This window comes from Streptomyces dioscori, from assembly GCF_003024195.1.
GTDB classification, from domain to species: domain Bacteria; phylum Actinomycetota; class Actinomycetes; order Streptomycetales; family Streptomycetaceae; genus Streptomyces; species Streptomyces dioscori.
The window spans coordinates 121,477-135,449 of record NZ_KZ679039.1 but is presented as its reverse complement, the minus strand read 5'-3'; the positions used below and the strand labels follow the sequence as shown (position 1 = coordinate 135,449).

Here is a 13,973-nt window from a genome sequence, read left to right as displayed (position 1 = left end):
CCACCGGCCCGCACCCGACGATCCTCACCGGAGCGACCGTAGTTCTCCCCACCGGCACCGTGCCCAACGGCCGCGTGATCATCGACGGCACGCACATCGCCGGGAGCGCTCCCGAGGACACCCCCCGCCGAGACCTCTCAGGTCACTACGTGGTCCCCGGCTTCGTGGACATGCACAACCACGGCGGCGGCGGAGCCTCCTTCACCTCGGGCACGGTCGAGGAGATCCTCCAGGGCATCCGCACCCACCGCGCGCACGGCACGACGACCCTCGTCGCCTCCACGGTCACCGGCGACATGGACGGCCTGGCCCAGCGCGCGGGGCTGCTCTCCGAACTGGCCGAGCAGGGCGACATCGCGGGCGTCCACTTCGAGGGCCCGTTCATCTCCCCGTGCCGCAAGGGAGCGCACTCCGAGAAGCTGCTGCGCGACCCCGACCCGTCGGAGGTCCGCAAGCTGATCGACGCGGCGCGCGGCCAGGCCCGCATGGTCACCCTCGCCACCGAACTCCCGGGCGGCATCGACTCCGTACGCCTCCTCGTCGAGCACGGCGTCATCGCGGCGATCGGGCACACGGACGCCACGTACGAGCAGACGGTGGAGGCCATCGACGCGGGCGCGACCGTGGCGACGCACCTGTTCAACGCGATGCCCGTGCTCGGCCACCGCACGCCGGGCCCGATCGCGGCGCTGCTGGAGGACGAGCGGATCACCGTCGAGCTGATCAACGACGGCGTCCACCTGCACCCGGCCTCCCTGCAGTTGGCGTTCCATCACGCGGGCGGCGGACGGGTGGCGTTCATCACGGACGCGATGGACGCGGCGGGCTTCGGCGACGGCCGCTACATGCTCGGCCCGCTGGAGGTCGAGGTCGCGGACGGTGTGGCGCGGCTGGTGGAGGGCGGTTCGATCGCGGGCTCCACGCTGACCCTGGACCGGGCCTTCAAGCGCGCGGTGACCGTGGACCGGCTGCCCGTAGAGGACGTCGTCGCGGCCATCTCCGCCAATCCGGCACGGCAGTTGGGCCTGTACGACCGGGTGGGTTCGCTGGAGCCGGGCAAGGACGCCGACCTGGTGGTCCTGAACTCCGCTTTCGAACTCAAGGGTGTGATGCGCCGGGGCGAATGGCTGGTCGAACCTCAGACCGCCTGAGCCGGGGGCTGGGCCGACAGCCGTCGCCTTTGGCATGATCGGACCGTTGGACTGTCGGGCTGTCGGACAAGCACACCCGTGGCACCCGCACGCGCACCAGGCGAGCGCGTCCAGAACGAGGGAGGTCGGCCCGGTTGCTCCTCACGGTCACGCTGAACACCGCTCTCGACATCACGTACCGCGTACGGGAGTTGCGGCCCCACGCGTCCCACCGGGTCGACGAGATGACCGAACGGCCCGGCGGTAAGGGCCTGAACGTGGCCCGGGTGCTCGCGGCCCTCGGGCATGAGGTGACCGTGACGGGCTTCGTGGGCGGCGTCACCGGGCGGGCCCTGCGGGCCGGGCTCGCGCGGACGCCGGATGTCGTCGACGCGCTGGTGCCGGTGAGCGGCTCGACCCGCCGCACGATCGCGGTGGCCGACACGACGACCGGTGACACGACTCAACTCAACGAACCGGGCCCGGAGATCACCCCCGCCGAGTGGGCCGACTTCCAGGAGGCGTACGAGGTCCTGCTGCGCTCCTGTTCGGCGGTGGCCCTGTGCGGCAGCCTGCCACCCGGGGTGCCGGTCGGGGCGTACGCACAACTCGTGCGCACGGCCCGCGCGTTGGCGGTTCCGGTGCTGCTCGACACGAGCGGGGAGCCGTTGCGGCGGGGGATCGCGGCCCGCCCCGACATCGTCAAGCCGAACGCGGACGAACTGGCCGAGCTGACCGGCTCGCACGACCCTTCGCAGGCCACGCGGGACGCGCGCCGACGCGGGGCGCACGCGGTGGTGGCGTCCCTCGGCGCGGAGGGGCTGCTGGCCCGCACGCCCGACGGCGACTGGCGCGCGGCCCCGCCCCGGCCGGTCCGCGGCAATCCGACGGGCGCCGGGGACTCGGCGGTCGCGGGCCTGCTGTCGGGCCTGGTGGAGAAACTCCCCTGGCCGGACCGCCTGGCCCGAGCGGTAGCCCTGTCCGCGGCGACGGTACTGGCCCCGGTGGCCGGGGAGTTCGACCGCGCGGCTTACGAGGAGTTGCTGGCACGCATATCCGTGACGAGCCAGCCAACCGCGGCGTAGCGCTCCGCGCGGGTCGTTCATCGGGTGCGGCCCGGTGGGGGCTGCGCCCCCTGCAAGACAAAAGATTGCGCAGTTCCCCGCGCCCCTGATGGGGGCGCGGGGAACTGCGCGAACGGCCCCCACCGGACCCGCACCCGACCACCACGGCAAGTGGAAAGCCAGAATCAACGCTCAGTTCTTGACCTGCCCGGCCTTCAGCCGAAGCTGGTCGAGGAGCACGTCACAGTCGTCCCCCTCCTGACAGGAGATGGAGATCGTGTTCGTGCCCTTGGTGAGAGTGGGCCAGGAGTACGTCTCCGTCCACCCCTTCTCCCACTCGTTCTCCTTGGCCTGAGCGAAGTTGCCCAGGTTCAGCTTGGTGCCGAACTCCTTGCCGTTCACGGTGAGCGTCATCTTCGCGTCCTTGCCGGGAACGCTGTACTTCGTGAAGACCGTGTACGTACCGGCCTTCGGGATGCCGTTGACGGTCCAGGTGACCTCGGCGCCGACCTGGTTGAGGCCGGTCACGTAGATGCCGCCCGCCGCGCTCGCGCCCTTGATGTCCGAGGCGGTCGTCACACCGGCGCCGAGCTTCAGGGCCTTCGCGTCGATGTCGGGCAGCTCGGCCGGCTCGTCGGCCTCCTTGCTGGACGTCTCGCTCGGCTCGGCGCTCTGGCCTGCCGACGTGGTCGGGCCCGCGGTGTCGTCGCCGCTCTTGTCGTCGTCCGAGTCACCGCCCGTCATCGCGATGGCGATGCCGATCACCACGGCCGCGACCACGGCGACGGCGCCGATGAGCAGACCCTTGGTGTTGGGCCCGCGGCCCCGGCCGCCACCGCCCCGGCCGCCGTGCGTCTGCTGGTGCGTGGTGGGCGCGCCGCCGGAGAAGTTCTCGGAGGTGGCGTAGTTCGCGTTCGGCTGCCCGTACTGCCCTTGCTGCCCCTGCTGCCCGTACGTGCCCTGCTGCTGCGGGACCTGCCCGTACTGCGCGGTGGGGGCGGCCTGCGCGGCGGACTGGCCGTACTGGCGCTCACCGACCGGACGCACCCGGTTGACGGAGCCTGGGTAGCCGTAACCACCACCGCCGCTCGGCGGCTGGGCTCCGGCGGCCTTCCCGTCCTCGTAGAGATAGCCGAACGGGTCGTCGTCCTCGGGCGTGCTCGCGCCGTTGTTGCCGGGCGTCATCCCTTGGTCTCCTAGCGGGTGCGGTACAGATGCGGTACGGGGGATCGAAAGGCGAGCCTACCCGGTTCCGATGCCCCAAACGGGTGACTCAGCTCGCATGACAGCGCTGACCTGCGGATCAGCCCGCACGCCTGTGCGCTTTGGGACGAGAACGTTTCTCTACGTACATCCGCTCGTCAGCGGACTGCAAGACCTCGTCCGCCGTCATGCCGCAGTGTGCCCACCCGATACCGAAGCTGGCGCCGACCCGCATGGCCCGTCCGTCGACCCTGATCGGCTGGATTATCTCGTTGCGCAGCCGCACCGCGAGGTCCTCCGCGTCGGCCCGGCCGAGCCCGTCGGCGAGCACCACGAACTCGTCGCCGCCGAGCCGGGCGACCGTGTCGCCGTCACGCACGGCGCCGCCCAGCCGGCGGGCCACCTCGATCAGGACGTAGTCACCGGCGTTGTGCCCGAAGCGGTCGTTGATCGACTTGAAGCCGTCGAGGTCGCAGAAGAGCACCGCGAGCCCCTTCGTGCCGTCGTCGCGCTCCCCCTCGGGTGTGACGGTGTGCACATGGTGGTCGTACGCGTCCAGGGCGTCCGGGACCGGCCGGTAGTCGAAGCCGTGCCCGTTGACGTCGTAGGCGTTCACGTCGTACCCGTTGGCGCTCGCGTTGCGCGCGGCCACCACTTCCCCGTACGCCGCGTCGATCGTGTCGACCACGCCGGGTTCCATGGCCGTGGGGCGGGCGCACAGCCGGGCGGCGAGCCGGGAGCGCAGCTCCGCGGAGTTCGGCAGGCCGGTGAGCGAGTCGTGCGAGGCGCGGTGGGCGAGCTGCAGCTCGCGGCGCTTGCGCTCTTCGATGTCCTCGACGTGGGTGAGCAGGAACCGCGGCCCGTCGGCGGCGTCGGCGACCACGCTGTTGCGCAGCGACACCCACACGTACGTACCGTCGCGGCGACAGAGCCGCAGCTCGGCGCGCCCGCCCTCGGCGGAGGTCCTGAGCAGGGTGCCGATGTCCTCGGGGTGGACGAGGTCGGAGAACGCGTAGCGGCGCATCGAGGAGGCGGGGCGGCCAAGGAGCCGGCACAGCGCGTCGTTCGTGCGCAGGATCCGGCCGTGCTGGTCGCCGCCCATCTCGGCGACGGCCATGCCGGAGGGCGCGTACTCGAAGGCCTGCCGGAAGCTTTCCTCACTGGCCCGCAGCGCCTGCTGCTCGCGCTCAAGGCGGACCAGCGCGCGCTGCATGTTGCCTCGTAGACGGGCGTTGCTGATGGCGATGGCGGCCTGGAACGCGTACATCTGCAGGGCCTCTCGGCCCCATGCGCCCGGATGCCGTCCGTTGCGCGGACGGTCCACGGACAGGACGCCTATCAGCTCACCGCAGGAGCCGCTCGGGACGCTCGGCGTGTACATGGGGGCGAAGAGCCGGTCGGCGGGGTGCCACTCGTCCTCGAAGCGGGGTTCGGGGCCGTCGGTGTACCACTGCGGGACGTCGTCCTCGTCGAGGACCCAGCCCTCGGTGTGCGGTATGAACCGCAGGTCGCCCCAGGCCTCTCCCATGTTCAGCCGGCGCTCCCAGGACTCGCGGGAGCCGGTGCGGCCGGTGATGAGCGCCTCGGCTGCGGAGTTCCCGGCGAGGGCGGCGACCACCAGGTCGCCGTCGGGCTGGACGAGGTTGACGGCGGCCAGTTCGTAGCCGAGGCCGTTGACGACTCCGTCGGCCACGGTCTGCAGCGTGTCGGCCAGGCTGCGGGCCGTGTTCATGTCCGCCATGACCGTGTGCAGCTGCCGCAGGGTCGCAAGGCGGACGTACGGCTCCGACTCGGTCTCCATTCGCCCTCCCCTCGAAGACCTCGACAGCAACTCCAGGGCTCTCTCCCCGCCTACTCCCTGCCAGCTTCCCCGCCACTGAATCACAGCGCGCTGCCCACTCGGTACACAGGGTCAACAAATTATGGCACCTGTGACTCAAGTCACAGGTGAAGATGAACAATTGAGTAGAGTTTCTGTGTTTTCGCGGTGCGTTTACTGAACGCAAATTTGTGGAACATGTGCGCGCGCCTGGTAAGAGATACGGGTCACACTCCCACTTCAGTCCTAGGACCCGGTTCCGACGTTGGTCGGATGTGTCCGTCGTCGGCGGAGAATAGCGTCTTCGTGTGCTGAACACTCCCTCTGCCGCTCCGCCCGCCCCGCCCGTGCATGCTGTGGGGGTGAGCAACGACGAGTTCCGCGCGGCCATGTCCCGGCTGGCCGCCGGCGTGGTCCTGGTGACCGCGCACGAGCCGCAGGCCGACCCGGACGGCCCCAGCGGCGAGGACGTCGGCATGACGGCGACCTCCTTCATGTCCGTGTCCCTGGACCCGCCCCTGGTCCTCATCGGCCTGCGCGAGGGCTCCCGCATGGACGACCTGCTCGACGAACAGCCCCTGTGGGCGGTCTCCCTGCTCGCCGAGGGCCAGAGCTCCGTCGCGAGCCGCTTCGCCATGAAGAACCGCATCTCGGACCGCCTGCTCTTCGCGGACGTGCCGTACGTCCGGGGGAAGGAGTCAGGCGCGCCCCTGCTGGACGGCGCCCTGGCGACCCTGGAGTGCCGCACCGAGCAGCGGGTCACCGCGGGCGACCACACCCTGGTGATCGGCCGCGTCCTGACGTCCTCACTGCTGACCACCGAAGGCGGCCCGCTCACGTATTTCCGCGGCCGTTACCGTCACTTGGACTAGGCCTTTCCCAGGCTCACCGAAGGACATTCGACCGCACACGACCGCGTACAACCGTGTACAAATGTGAAGCGGGACCCGCGCCCGCCCCACTTTCCTCCGGGCTTTTCTTCCGCCGTCGGAAAACCCCTGCCGGGCGTCACCGGCAGGGCGAACAGAGCACTGCGTACAAAGAAGCACCGGAAGACCCCCGGAAGAAGCACCAGGCCCGCCCGGCACCCCTTTCCCTCATCCCCAGTCGCGCCCGGAACGCCCGCGCTTCGTGTCGCCCCGCTGTTTCTTCTCGCGAAGCCGGCGCTCATTGATTCCCCGCGGAATACGGGTGGCGCGGCGGGCCCTGGGCGGCGGGGCACTGGCCTCGGCGAGCAGGGAGGCGAGCCGCACGGCCGCCGTCTCCCGGTTGCGCCACTGGGACCGGTGCTCGGAGGCGCGCACGGCGACGACCCCGTCGACCAGCCGGTCGGCGAGCCTGGCGAGTGCCCGCTCCTTCCACACCGGCGGCAGCGACTGGGTCTTCGCGAGGTCGAAGCGCAGTTCGACCTGCGAGTCGGTCGTGTTGACGTGCTGGCCGCCCGGCCCGGAGGAGCGCGAGAAACGCCACATCAGCTCGGCCTCGGGCAGCGAGACGGAGCCACGGATGACGTAGGGACCGGACATGGACCCATGGTCCCTTGTCTGTCCGGTCCACGTCACCAGCTTTTCGGCACCGGAACGGTCACCGACCCGCCCCTCGGCCCCTCGGAGGGGACCCTCCGACCCCGCAGGTAAAGAAAGTAAAGAGGAGCGGAACCCTGGGGACCCCCATCGGCGTTCTTAGGGTTGGCGGTAGCTTCGTCCCGTACGAAGCCCGACGCGCAGCACCGCACGATCCGTACGCACGAATAACGAGGGAAGGACTCCCAACAATGGCTGTAAGCCTGTCCAAGGGTGGCAACGTCTCGCTCACCAAGGAGGCTCCGGGCCTGACCGCCGTCACCGTGGGCCTCGGCTGGGACGTCCGCTCCACCACGGGAACCGACTTCGACCTGGACGCCTCGGCCATCGCGGTCAACCCCGAGGGCAAGGTCTACTCGGACGCCCACTTCATCTTCTTCAACAACAAGCAGACCCCGGACCAGACGATCGTCCACACGGGCGACAACCGCACGGGTGAAGGCGCCGGCGACGACGAGGCGATCAACGTCAACCTCGCGGGCCTCCCCGCCGACATCGACAAGATCGTCTTCCCGGTCTCCATCTACGACGCCGAGACGCGCTCGCAGAACTTCGGCCAGGTCCGCAACGCGTACATCCGCATCGTGAACCAGGCCGGCGGCACCGAGATCGCCCGCTACGACCTCTCGGAGGACGCGGCCACCGAGACGGCCATGGTCTTCGGCGAGCTGTACCGCAACGGCGCCGAGTGGAAGTTCCGCGCGGTCGGCCAGGGCTACGCGTCCGGCCTGACGGGCATCGCGAAGGACTTCGGCGTCAACGTCTGATCCAGCGCGCGCACGACGTTTCGAGGGGGTCGGTCCGGCTGCAGCCGGACCGACCCCCTCGGTCACACAGCCCCCTCTATGCACGCCCCACAAACCGACGCCCCAAAGGGGCGCGGGGAACTGCGCGGCTCACCCCCACCAGCCCGCACCCGAACGCCACTCCCCAAGGACGCGGGACCACGCACACCGACACGCCCCTAAGGGGCGCGGGGAACTGCGCGGCTCACCCCCACCGCCCCGCACCCGAACGCCAACCCAAGATCACCCCCGCCCCCCAGCGGAGCGCCTACCCTTCCGGGCGTGATCCTCGAACCGCTCCCCCTCACCCCGGACCACGACCTACCGGGCCCCCTCCTGACCGAACTCACCGCGCTCTACGCCTCGAACCACGCGTTCTACGCCCTCAGCGGCGACTTCCCCGACCCGCACGACATCCGCCCGGAGCAGGTCGCGAAGGCGTTGGCGGACGAGCTGGCGAACCCGGACGTGGAGGTCCTGCAGGCCCGCAGCGCCGGACAACTCGTCGCGGTCGCGATCACGCTCGCCCACCACCCGGACCCGGGCGACCCCGACCCGTGGATCGGCCTGCTGCTGGTCGACGCGGCCCACCAGGGCAAGGGCCACGGACGGCAGCTGGCGGCACGCATCGAGGACCGCTTCCGCGAGGCGGGCCGGGACGCCGTGCGTCTGGCGGCCCTGGACAACAACCCCGGCGCCTTCGCCTTCTGGACAACGATCGGCTACAAGACGATCGGCCACCGCAAGGACCGCCAACTGGGCCGCCCCTGCGCGGTACTACGCAAAATCCTTAACTAGCCCCTCTGCCCCTTTGCCCCTTTGCCCCTTTGCCCCTCTGTCCTTCTGCCCCTCTGCCCCTCTGTCCCTCTGTCCCTCTGTCCCTCTGCCGGGGCACGCGCCTCAGGGACGCGCGGGCCGCCCTTTCCCGTACAGCCAGTCGTCCCAGATCCCCGAGAAGTCCTCGTCCGGCGCAGTCTTCTCCACATAGGCGGTGAAGTCGTCGGTGTCCGCGTTGCCGTGCCGCCGCTCGGCGGCCCACCCCCGCAGGATGCCGAAGAACACCTCGTCGCCGACCGCCTGCCGCACCTTGTGCAACACCATGGCCCCGCGCTCGTACACAGGACTGTCGGAGATCCGCGCGGCGCTCGGCGGCCGGGCGGGCGGAAAGTCCCAGACGGCATCACTCTCCGCCTCCTTCTCGAAGTAGTCCCCGTCGTACAGCGCGTCGAAGACGTCCTGTGCGGAGTCCCCGCCGTGGTCCTCGTTCCACAGCCACTCGGCATACGTGGCGAAGCCCTCGTTCAGCCACATGTCACGCCAGGACTTCGGGGTGACGGAGTTCCCGTACCACTGATGGACCAGCTCGTGCACGAGAAGTTCCACGCCGGGCGCACCGGGGAAGACGGGCCGGTTCTGGGTCTCCAGGGCGTACCCGGCGTCGTCCTCCCGCTCCACGATCGCGCCCGTCGATGAGAACGGATACGGCCCGAAGTAGTCCTCGGCCCATTCCATGACCTCGGGAATGCGATCGAGCACCTCGGCACTGTCCGCCGCCTGATCAGGATCCACAGCCACATAGACAGGCAGCCGCCCCGCCCTCGACCGACGAATCTCGAACTCTCCCACGGCCACGGTCACCACATAGGAAGCCACGGGCTCCGAAACCCGCCACCCGAAGACAGCCCGCCCACCCTTGACCGTCCTCTTCCGCAACTCCCCGACGGAAACGGCCTCCAGCCCCTCGGGCACGTCCACCACGATGTCGTACGAGGCCTTGTCGCTCGGATGATGGTTCCCGGGGAACCACGCCATGGACCCGGTGGGCTCCCCCAGCCCCAGAGCCCCGTCCTCGGTAGGCAGCCACCCCTCCTCCGACCCATCGGGATCGGTGACGACCTCCGGCACGCCCTCGTAGCGCACGACCGCCACGAAGGAATCCCCGCCGTCCAGATCCCTACGCGGCCGAACGGTCAGCTCATGATCACCACTGCGATTGAACCGAGCCGGCTCCCCGTCCACCTCGACGGAGCGCACGTCCATCCCCTTCAGATCAAGGTTGAACGCGCTGAGATCCTGCTCCGCCCGAGCCCGGATCTCGGCTTCCCCCACCAGCCGCCGGGACTTCGGCTCGTAGTCGAGCGTGAGCCCGTAATGCGTGACGTCGTACCCTCCGTTCCCCGCCTTGGGAAAGTACGGATCCCGCACCCCGGAGCCCCCCGCGACACCCTCCACACCCCCATCACAACCGACCAGCAGGCAGGCCAGCAAAACAACAACAAGACCAAAGCGAGCAGACCGGGGCATGGGGGCGATCCTAGAACGGCGTGACACCATCACCCACGTGCTCGACATCGGCTACGCCCTCTCCTCCCGCTTCCCGGACCCCCCGCAGACCGACTACCGCCGCGCGGACGTCCACGCCCTGCGCCACGACCTGTTCTGCGGAGACGTCTACCTCGCCGACACGAAGGCGGACAGGGAGCTGTCCACAGGCTGGGGATGGGTGCCGGTGCTCGACTTCGCCTGGGCCCTGTGCGACATCGTCGAACAACTCGACCAGGACCCCATGGGCAGCAGGGCATCCCGCCCCCAGCGCGCCGAACTGGACTTCACCGAGTCCACCGACCGCATGCTCTTCGAGCGCCGCTTCGGCTGGGTGGACATCGAGTCGGACTGGATGCCGGTGGAGGAGCCCCCGCTCACCTTCTCCCACACCGAACTGCGCCGCGAGGCACGGGACTTCCTCCACGACGTCCTGGCCGACCTCACAGACCTCCACGAGGGGCTCCGGGACAACCCGGCCATCTGGAACCTGGAAGCCCGCTTCCCCAGACTCCCCTGAGCCGGACGCCCTGGGGGCTGCGCCCCCAGACCCCCCACCGGCCTGAACGGCCTCGTCCTCAAACGCCGGACGGGCTGAAGAACGACGACCGCCACCCCAGCCAACAGGCGAACGCGCAAAACCCAAACGGACCGCAAGACAGACAGCCGCCGAACGCCGTACGGGCTGAAAGACGACGGCCGGCACCCGGCGACGACACCCGGGAGCGGGCCGTGCCGGTACGTCGAAAGTCCGCCGCGTACGGCTCCCGCAAAAAAGTCAGACCCTCCAACGAAGGGCCGTATGCACGGGGGCGGCGGACTCGACGTACCGGCACGGCCCGCTCCCACCCCCCACCGTCCCAACCCCCGTCAAACCCCCCGCAGGGACCCTCACACCTCAACCCCCACCACCCGAACCCCCACCTCCGCAGCAAACACCCCCGCCAGATCCAACAACTGCGCCGGACTGATCACAGCCCCCGCCAGCCGATCGACCCCCCGCGCGAACCCCACCTCGGCCGCCCGCCGCAGATCCACGTCCGTCAACGACACCCCGCTGAAGTCCGCCCCCTTCAGCACACAGTCCACGAACTCCACCCGCTCCAGCCGAGCACCCCCGAAGTCCGGCTCGACCAGCACACACCCCTCGAACACCACGTCCCGGATCCGCGCCTCCCGCAGATTCAGGTAGTCGATCTTCCCCCCACGGAAGACCACCCGCTCCAGCACGGCCCCATGCATCTGCACCCCGCCCAGCCGGGCATCGACCACCTCCACATCCCGGAAGGTCGCCGACCCGAAGTCCGTCCCCACCCCCCGCAACCCGGTGAGCACGGAATCCAGCACCCGCGCATGATGCAGCCGCGTCTCATCGACCGCGCACCCCGTCAGCGCGCAGTCCATGAACCGCGCACCCCCGCCGTCCTGCCCCACGAAATCCAGCTCGCCGAACAGCAGCCCGTCATAGTCCCCGTCGGGCTCCAGCTCCCCACCCCCGTACGACTCCAACGACGGCAGCCGCACCTCCGGCCGCCGCGCACCCTTGACCCCCGCGCCCGCCTTCGAACCGGCCTTCGCCGCTCTGCTCACCATCCCCCCATCCTGCACCCCACCACTGACACCCTCCCTGACCAGCCAAAAAGCCCCGCATGTCACATTCCGAGCCCTCTACGAGTCGTAAGGACACCGCAGCACACCCCACCACCCACCGAAAAGGTGAGAACCCCATGCACCCCAAACCGCACCTCACCTCCCACCTCAGCATCATCGGCGGCGGCTTCGCCGGCCTCACCGCCGCCATCACCGCCGCGGAAGCAGGCGCCAGGGTCACCGTGTACGAGGCCCACCACACCCTCGGCGGCCGGGCCCGCACCGCCGAGGGCCCGTACAAGACCAACGAGGGCCCCCACGCCCTCTACAGGCGCGGCCCCCACTGGACCTGGCTCGAACAGCGCGGCCTCCTCGGCGAACTGGCCCCGCTCCCACCCCTGGAAGCGACCCGCCTCCGCCTCCACCACAGGGGCGCCCTGCGCCGCACCCCGCCCCTCGCCATGCTCAGACTCCTGCGCCGCACACCCCAACAGGCTCCCATCGACCAGGACTTCACCACCTGGGCGACAGGCATCGCGGGCGAGGAGGGAGCGACCGCCGCGGCCCACTACTCCGCGGTCGCCCTCTTCCACCACGCCCCCGGCACGCTCTCCGCGGCCTTCGTCCAGGAACGCCTGCGCCGCGCGACGAAGTTGCCTCCGGAGGCGCACTACCCCCGCGGCGGCTGGGCGAGCGTGATCGACAGGATGGCGGCCCGCGCCTGGAACCTCGGCGTACGGGTGGAGACCCTCGCCCGCGTCGACACCCTCGACGCCCTCCCCGCCGGCCACGGCCCGGTCATCGTCGCCACCTCCCTCGACGCGGCCCGCACCCTGCTCCGGGACAACTCCCTGACCTGGCCGAGCGGCCGCACGGCCCTGCTCGACCTGGCCGTCCGCACCCATCGCGGCGACGCGTTCGCCGTCTCCGACCTGGACGCCCCCGGCTGGATCGAGCGCTTCACGGCCCAGGACCGCACCCTTGCCCCACCCGGCGAACAGCTCCTCCAGGGCCAGTTCCCGATCGGCCCGCACGCGTCACGCGCGGACGGCATCGCCCGCGCCGAGCGGCTCCTCGACCTCGCCCTCCCGACCTGGCGCGACCGGGTCACGTACCGCCGCGAAGCGCTCGCGAACGGCCGCACGGGCGCCGTCGACCTGCCCGGCACGAGTTGGCGCGACCGCCCGCACGTGGACCGCGGCGACGACGTCTACCTCGCGGGCGACCAGGTGGCCGCTCCGGGCGTGCTCTCCGAGGTGTCGTTCAACAGCGCGCTGGAGGCGGTGTCCCTGGCCTTCAAGATCCCCACCAGGGCAGGCCTTGACCTCAAGCATGCTTGAGCTTGAAAGCTGGGGTTTCGGGCAACCGCACACAACACCCCAGGGAGAACCCCATGCCCACCACGAAGCCGGTCCCGAAGCCCGTCCCGAAGCCGGTCCCCAACCCCATGCACGCCATCCGCCTCCACACCTTCGGCCCGCCCGAGAACCTCACCTACGAGCGGACAGAAACCCCCCGCCCCGCCCCCGGCCAGGTCCGTATCGAGGTCGCCGCCGCCGGCGTACACCTGCTGGACACCGCGCTCCGGGCAGGCGTCAAGGGCCCGTACCCGGAACTGCCCGACCTCCCCACGATCCCCGGCCGCGAGGTCGCCGGCACGGTCGAGGCCCTCGGCGAAGGCGTCGCCGCCCTGTGGCTCGGCAAGCGCGTGGTGGCCCACCTGGGCCTCAACCCGGGCGGCTACGCGGAACTGGCCGTCACCGACGTCGACCGCCTCCACGAGATCCCCGGGAACCTCGACTTCGCCCAGGCCGTCGCGATGATCGGCACGGGCCGTACGACAATGGGGATCCTCCAGTTCACCGACCTGAGACCCGACGACGTGGTCCTCGTCCCGGCCGCGGCGGGCGGCATCGGCACCCTCCTCGTGCAGTACGCACGGCACGCGGGCGCCACCGTGATCGGCCTGGCGGGCGGCCCCGACAAGGTGGCACGCGTCGAGAAGAACGGCGCCGACCTGGCCGTCGACTACAAGAACCCCGCCTGGCCGGACCAGGTGAAGCGATTCCTGGGCGCCCGCCAGGCCACGGTCGTCTTCGACGGGGTGGGCGGCGACACGGCGCACAAGGCGGTAGCACTCCTCGCGCACCCCGCCGGCCGGCACATCGTCTTCGGCTGGTCGGGCGCCGGCCTGCACGACGGCACCCCGTACCTCGTCGAAGGCGTCTCCCGGTCGGTCCTCGGCCCCGCCATGCTGCAGAAGGCAGGCGGCCCGAACCCCCTGCGCACCCTGGAGCTGCGCGCCCTCACCGAGGCGGCCGAGGGCAGGCTGGTCCCGGACCTCCACCGCTTCCCGCTCGCGGAGGCGGCCACCGCACACCGCGCGCTGGAGACCAGGGCCACGCACGGCAAGGTGGTCCTGGAGCCCTGATGGTGGTCCCGAAGCGCTGCCCCCTGCGGCCGCCCACCGAGCCCCA

The 13,973-nt window shown here is 70.5% G+C and carries 13 protein-coding genes; 8 read left to right on the top strand and 5 right to left on the bottom strand.

The window, feature by feature from the left end:
* Window positions 1-20 precede the first annotated feature (20 nt).
* Together nagA and C6Y14_RS05260 are read left to right on the top strand one after the other, a co-directional pair.
* Window positions 21-1,151 carry an N-acetylglucosamine-6-phosphate deacetylase gene (nagA, locus tag C6Y14_RS05265; protein WP_225890955.1) on the top strand — a complete coding sequence of 377 codons (1,131 nt, stop codon included), beginning with the start codon at window positions 21-23 and terminating at the stop codon, window positions 1,149-1,151.
* A gap of 134 nt (window positions 1,152-1,285) precedes the next feature.
* A complete protein-coding gene (locus C6Y14_RS05260) occupies window positions 1,286-2,215 on the top strand; it encodes a 1-phosphofructokinase family hexose kinase (RefSeq protein ID WP_107015322.1) in 930 nt (309 codons plus the stop codon).
* A 171-nt stretch (window positions 2,216-2,386) separates the two neighbouring features.
* Here C6Y14_RS05260 and C6Y14_RS05255 read toward each other — a convergent pair whose 3' ends face one another.
* Together C6Y14_RS05255 and cdgB are read right to left on the bottom strand one after the other, a co-directional pair.
* Window positions 2,387-3,379 carry a carbohydrate-binding protein gene (locus C6Y14_RS05255; protein ID WP_107015321.1) on the bottom strand — a complete coding sequence of 331 codons (993 nt, stop codon included), beginning with the start codon at window positions 3,377-3,379 and terminating at the stop codon, window positions 2,387-2,389.
* Between the two features lie 118 nt (window positions 3,380-3,497).
* Window positions 3,498-5,198 carry a diguanylate cyclase CdgB gene (gene cdgB / locus C6Y14_RS05250; RefSeq protein ID WP_107015320.1) on the bottom strand — a complete coding sequence of 567 codons (1,701 nt, stop codon included), beginning with the start codon at window positions 5,196-5,198 and terminating at the stop codon, window positions 3,498-3,500.
* 326 nt (window positions 5,199-5,524) lie between these two features.
* On the opposite strand from cdgB, the gene C6Y14_RS05245 reads away from it, so the two are divergent.
* Complete coding sequence (locus C6Y14_RS05245) at window positions 5,525-6,088, top strand: flavin reductase family protein (RefSeq protein WP_199854640.1); 564 nt, start codon at window positions 5,525-5,527, stop codon at window positions 6,086-6,088.
* Window positions 6,089-6,313: 225 nt separating this feature from the next.
* On the opposite strand, the gene arfB is transcribed toward C6Y14_RS05245, so the two are convergent.
* A complete protein-coding gene (arfB, locus tag C6Y14_RS05240; protein WP_107015319.1) occupies window positions 6,314-6,742 on the bottom strand; it encodes an alternative ribosome rescue aminoacyl-tRNA hydrolase ArfB in 429 nt (142 codons plus the stop codon).
* A 248-nt stretch (window positions 6,743-6,990) separates the two neighbouring features.
* Here arfB and C6Y14_RS05235 point away from each other — a divergent pair, with 248 nt between their 5' ends.
* A complete protein-coding gene (locus C6Y14_RS05235; protein ID WP_107015318.1) occupies window positions 6,991-7,566 on the top strand; it encodes a TerD family protein in 576 nt (191 codons plus the stop codon).
* Between the two features lie 300 nt (window positions 7,567-7,866).
* Window positions 7,867-8,382, top strand: coding sequence for a GNAT family N-acetyltransferase (locus C6Y14_RS05230; protein WP_107015317.1), 516 nt, complete (start codon window positions 7,867-7,869; stop codon window positions 8,380-8,382).
* A 102-nt stretch (window positions 8,383-8,484) separates the two neighbouring features.
* Here C6Y14_RS05230 and C6Y14_RS05220 read toward each other — a convergent pair whose 3' ends face one another.
* Window positions 8,485-9,888 carry a M1 family metallopeptidase gene (locus C6Y14_RS05220; RefSeq protein ID WP_225890914.1) on the bottom strand — a complete coding sequence of 468 codons (1,404 nt, stop codon included), beginning with the start codon at window positions 9,886-9,888 and terminating at the stop codon, window positions 8,485-8,487.
* Between the two features lie 37 nt (window positions 9,889-9,925).
* On the opposite strand from C6Y14_RS05220, the gene C6Y14_RS05215 reads away from it, so the two are divergent.
* Window positions 9,926-10,426: a hypothetical protein gene (locus C6Y14_RS05215; RefSeq protein ID WP_107015315.1), complete on the top strand. Its 501-nt coding sequence runs from the start codon at window positions 9,926-9,928 to the stop codon at window positions 10,424-10,426.
* 371 nt (window positions 10,427-10,797) lie between these two features.
* Here the strand turns inward: C6Y14_RS05215 and C6Y14_RS05210 are convergent, their stop codons facing one another.
* Window positions 10,798-11,499 carry a pentapeptide repeat-containing protein gene (locus tag C6Y14_RS05210; RefSeq protein ID WP_107015314.1) on the bottom strand — a complete coding sequence of 234 codons (702 nt, stop codon included), beginning with the start codon at window positions 11,497-11,499 and terminating at the stop codon, window positions 10,798-10,800.
* 134 nt (window positions 11,500-11,633) lie between these two features.
* Between C6Y14_RS05210 and C6Y14_RS05205 the strand changes: the two genes are divergently transcribed.
* Window positions 11,634-12,836: an NAD(P)-binding protein gene (locus tag C6Y14_RS05205; RefSeq protein WP_107015313.1), complete on the top strand. Its 1,203-nt coding sequence runs from the start codon at window positions 11,634-11,636 to the stop codon at window positions 12,834-12,836.
* A 107-nt stretch (window positions 12,837-12,943) separates the two neighbouring features.
* Window positions 12,944-13,927, top strand: coding sequence for a zinc-binding dehydrogenase (locus C6Y14_RS05200; protein WP_107015802.1), 984 nt, complete (start codon window positions 12,944-12,946; stop codon window positions 13,925-13,927).
* Window positions 13,928-13,973: the final 46 nt, after the last annotated feature.

What these genes read in the sequence shown, in the direction of transcription:
- C6Y14_RS05200 (WP_107015802.1), top strand. Translation starts at nt 12,944, where the DNA reads ATGCACGCCATCCGCCTCCACACCTTCGGCCCGCCCGAGAACCTCACC.
- C6Y14_RS05235 (WP_107015318.1), top strand. Translation starts at nt 6,991, where the DNA reads ATGGCTGTAAGCCTGTCCAAGGGTGGCAACGTCTCGCTCACCAAGGAG.
- C6Y14_RS05220 (WP_225890914.1), bottom strand. Translation starts at nt 9,888, where the DNA reads ATGCCCCGGTCTGCTCGCTTTGGTCTTGTTGTTGTTTTGCTGGCCTGC.
- arfB (WP_107015319.1), bottom strand. Translation starts at nt 6,742, where the DNA reads ATGTCCGGTCCCTACGTCATCCGTGGCTCCGTCTCGCTGCCCGAGGCC.
- C6Y14_RS05210 (WP_107015314.1), bottom strand. Translation starts at nt 11,499, where the DNA reads ATGGTGAGCAGAGCGGCGAAGGCCGGTTCGAAGGCGGGCGCGGGGGTC.
- C6Y14_RS05205 (WP_107015313.1), top strand. Translation starts at nt 11,634, where the DNA reads ATGCACCCCAAACCGCACCTCACCTCCCACCTCAGCATCATCGGCGGC.
- cdgB (WP_107015320.1), bottom strand. Translation starts at nt 5,198, where the DNA reads ATGGAGACCGAGTCGGAGCCGTACGTCCGCCTTGCGACCCTGCGGCAG.
- C6Y14_RS05255 (WP_107015321.1), bottom strand. Translation starts at nt 3,379, where the DNA reads ATGACGCCCGGCAACAACGGCGCGAGCACGCCCGAGGACGACGACCCG.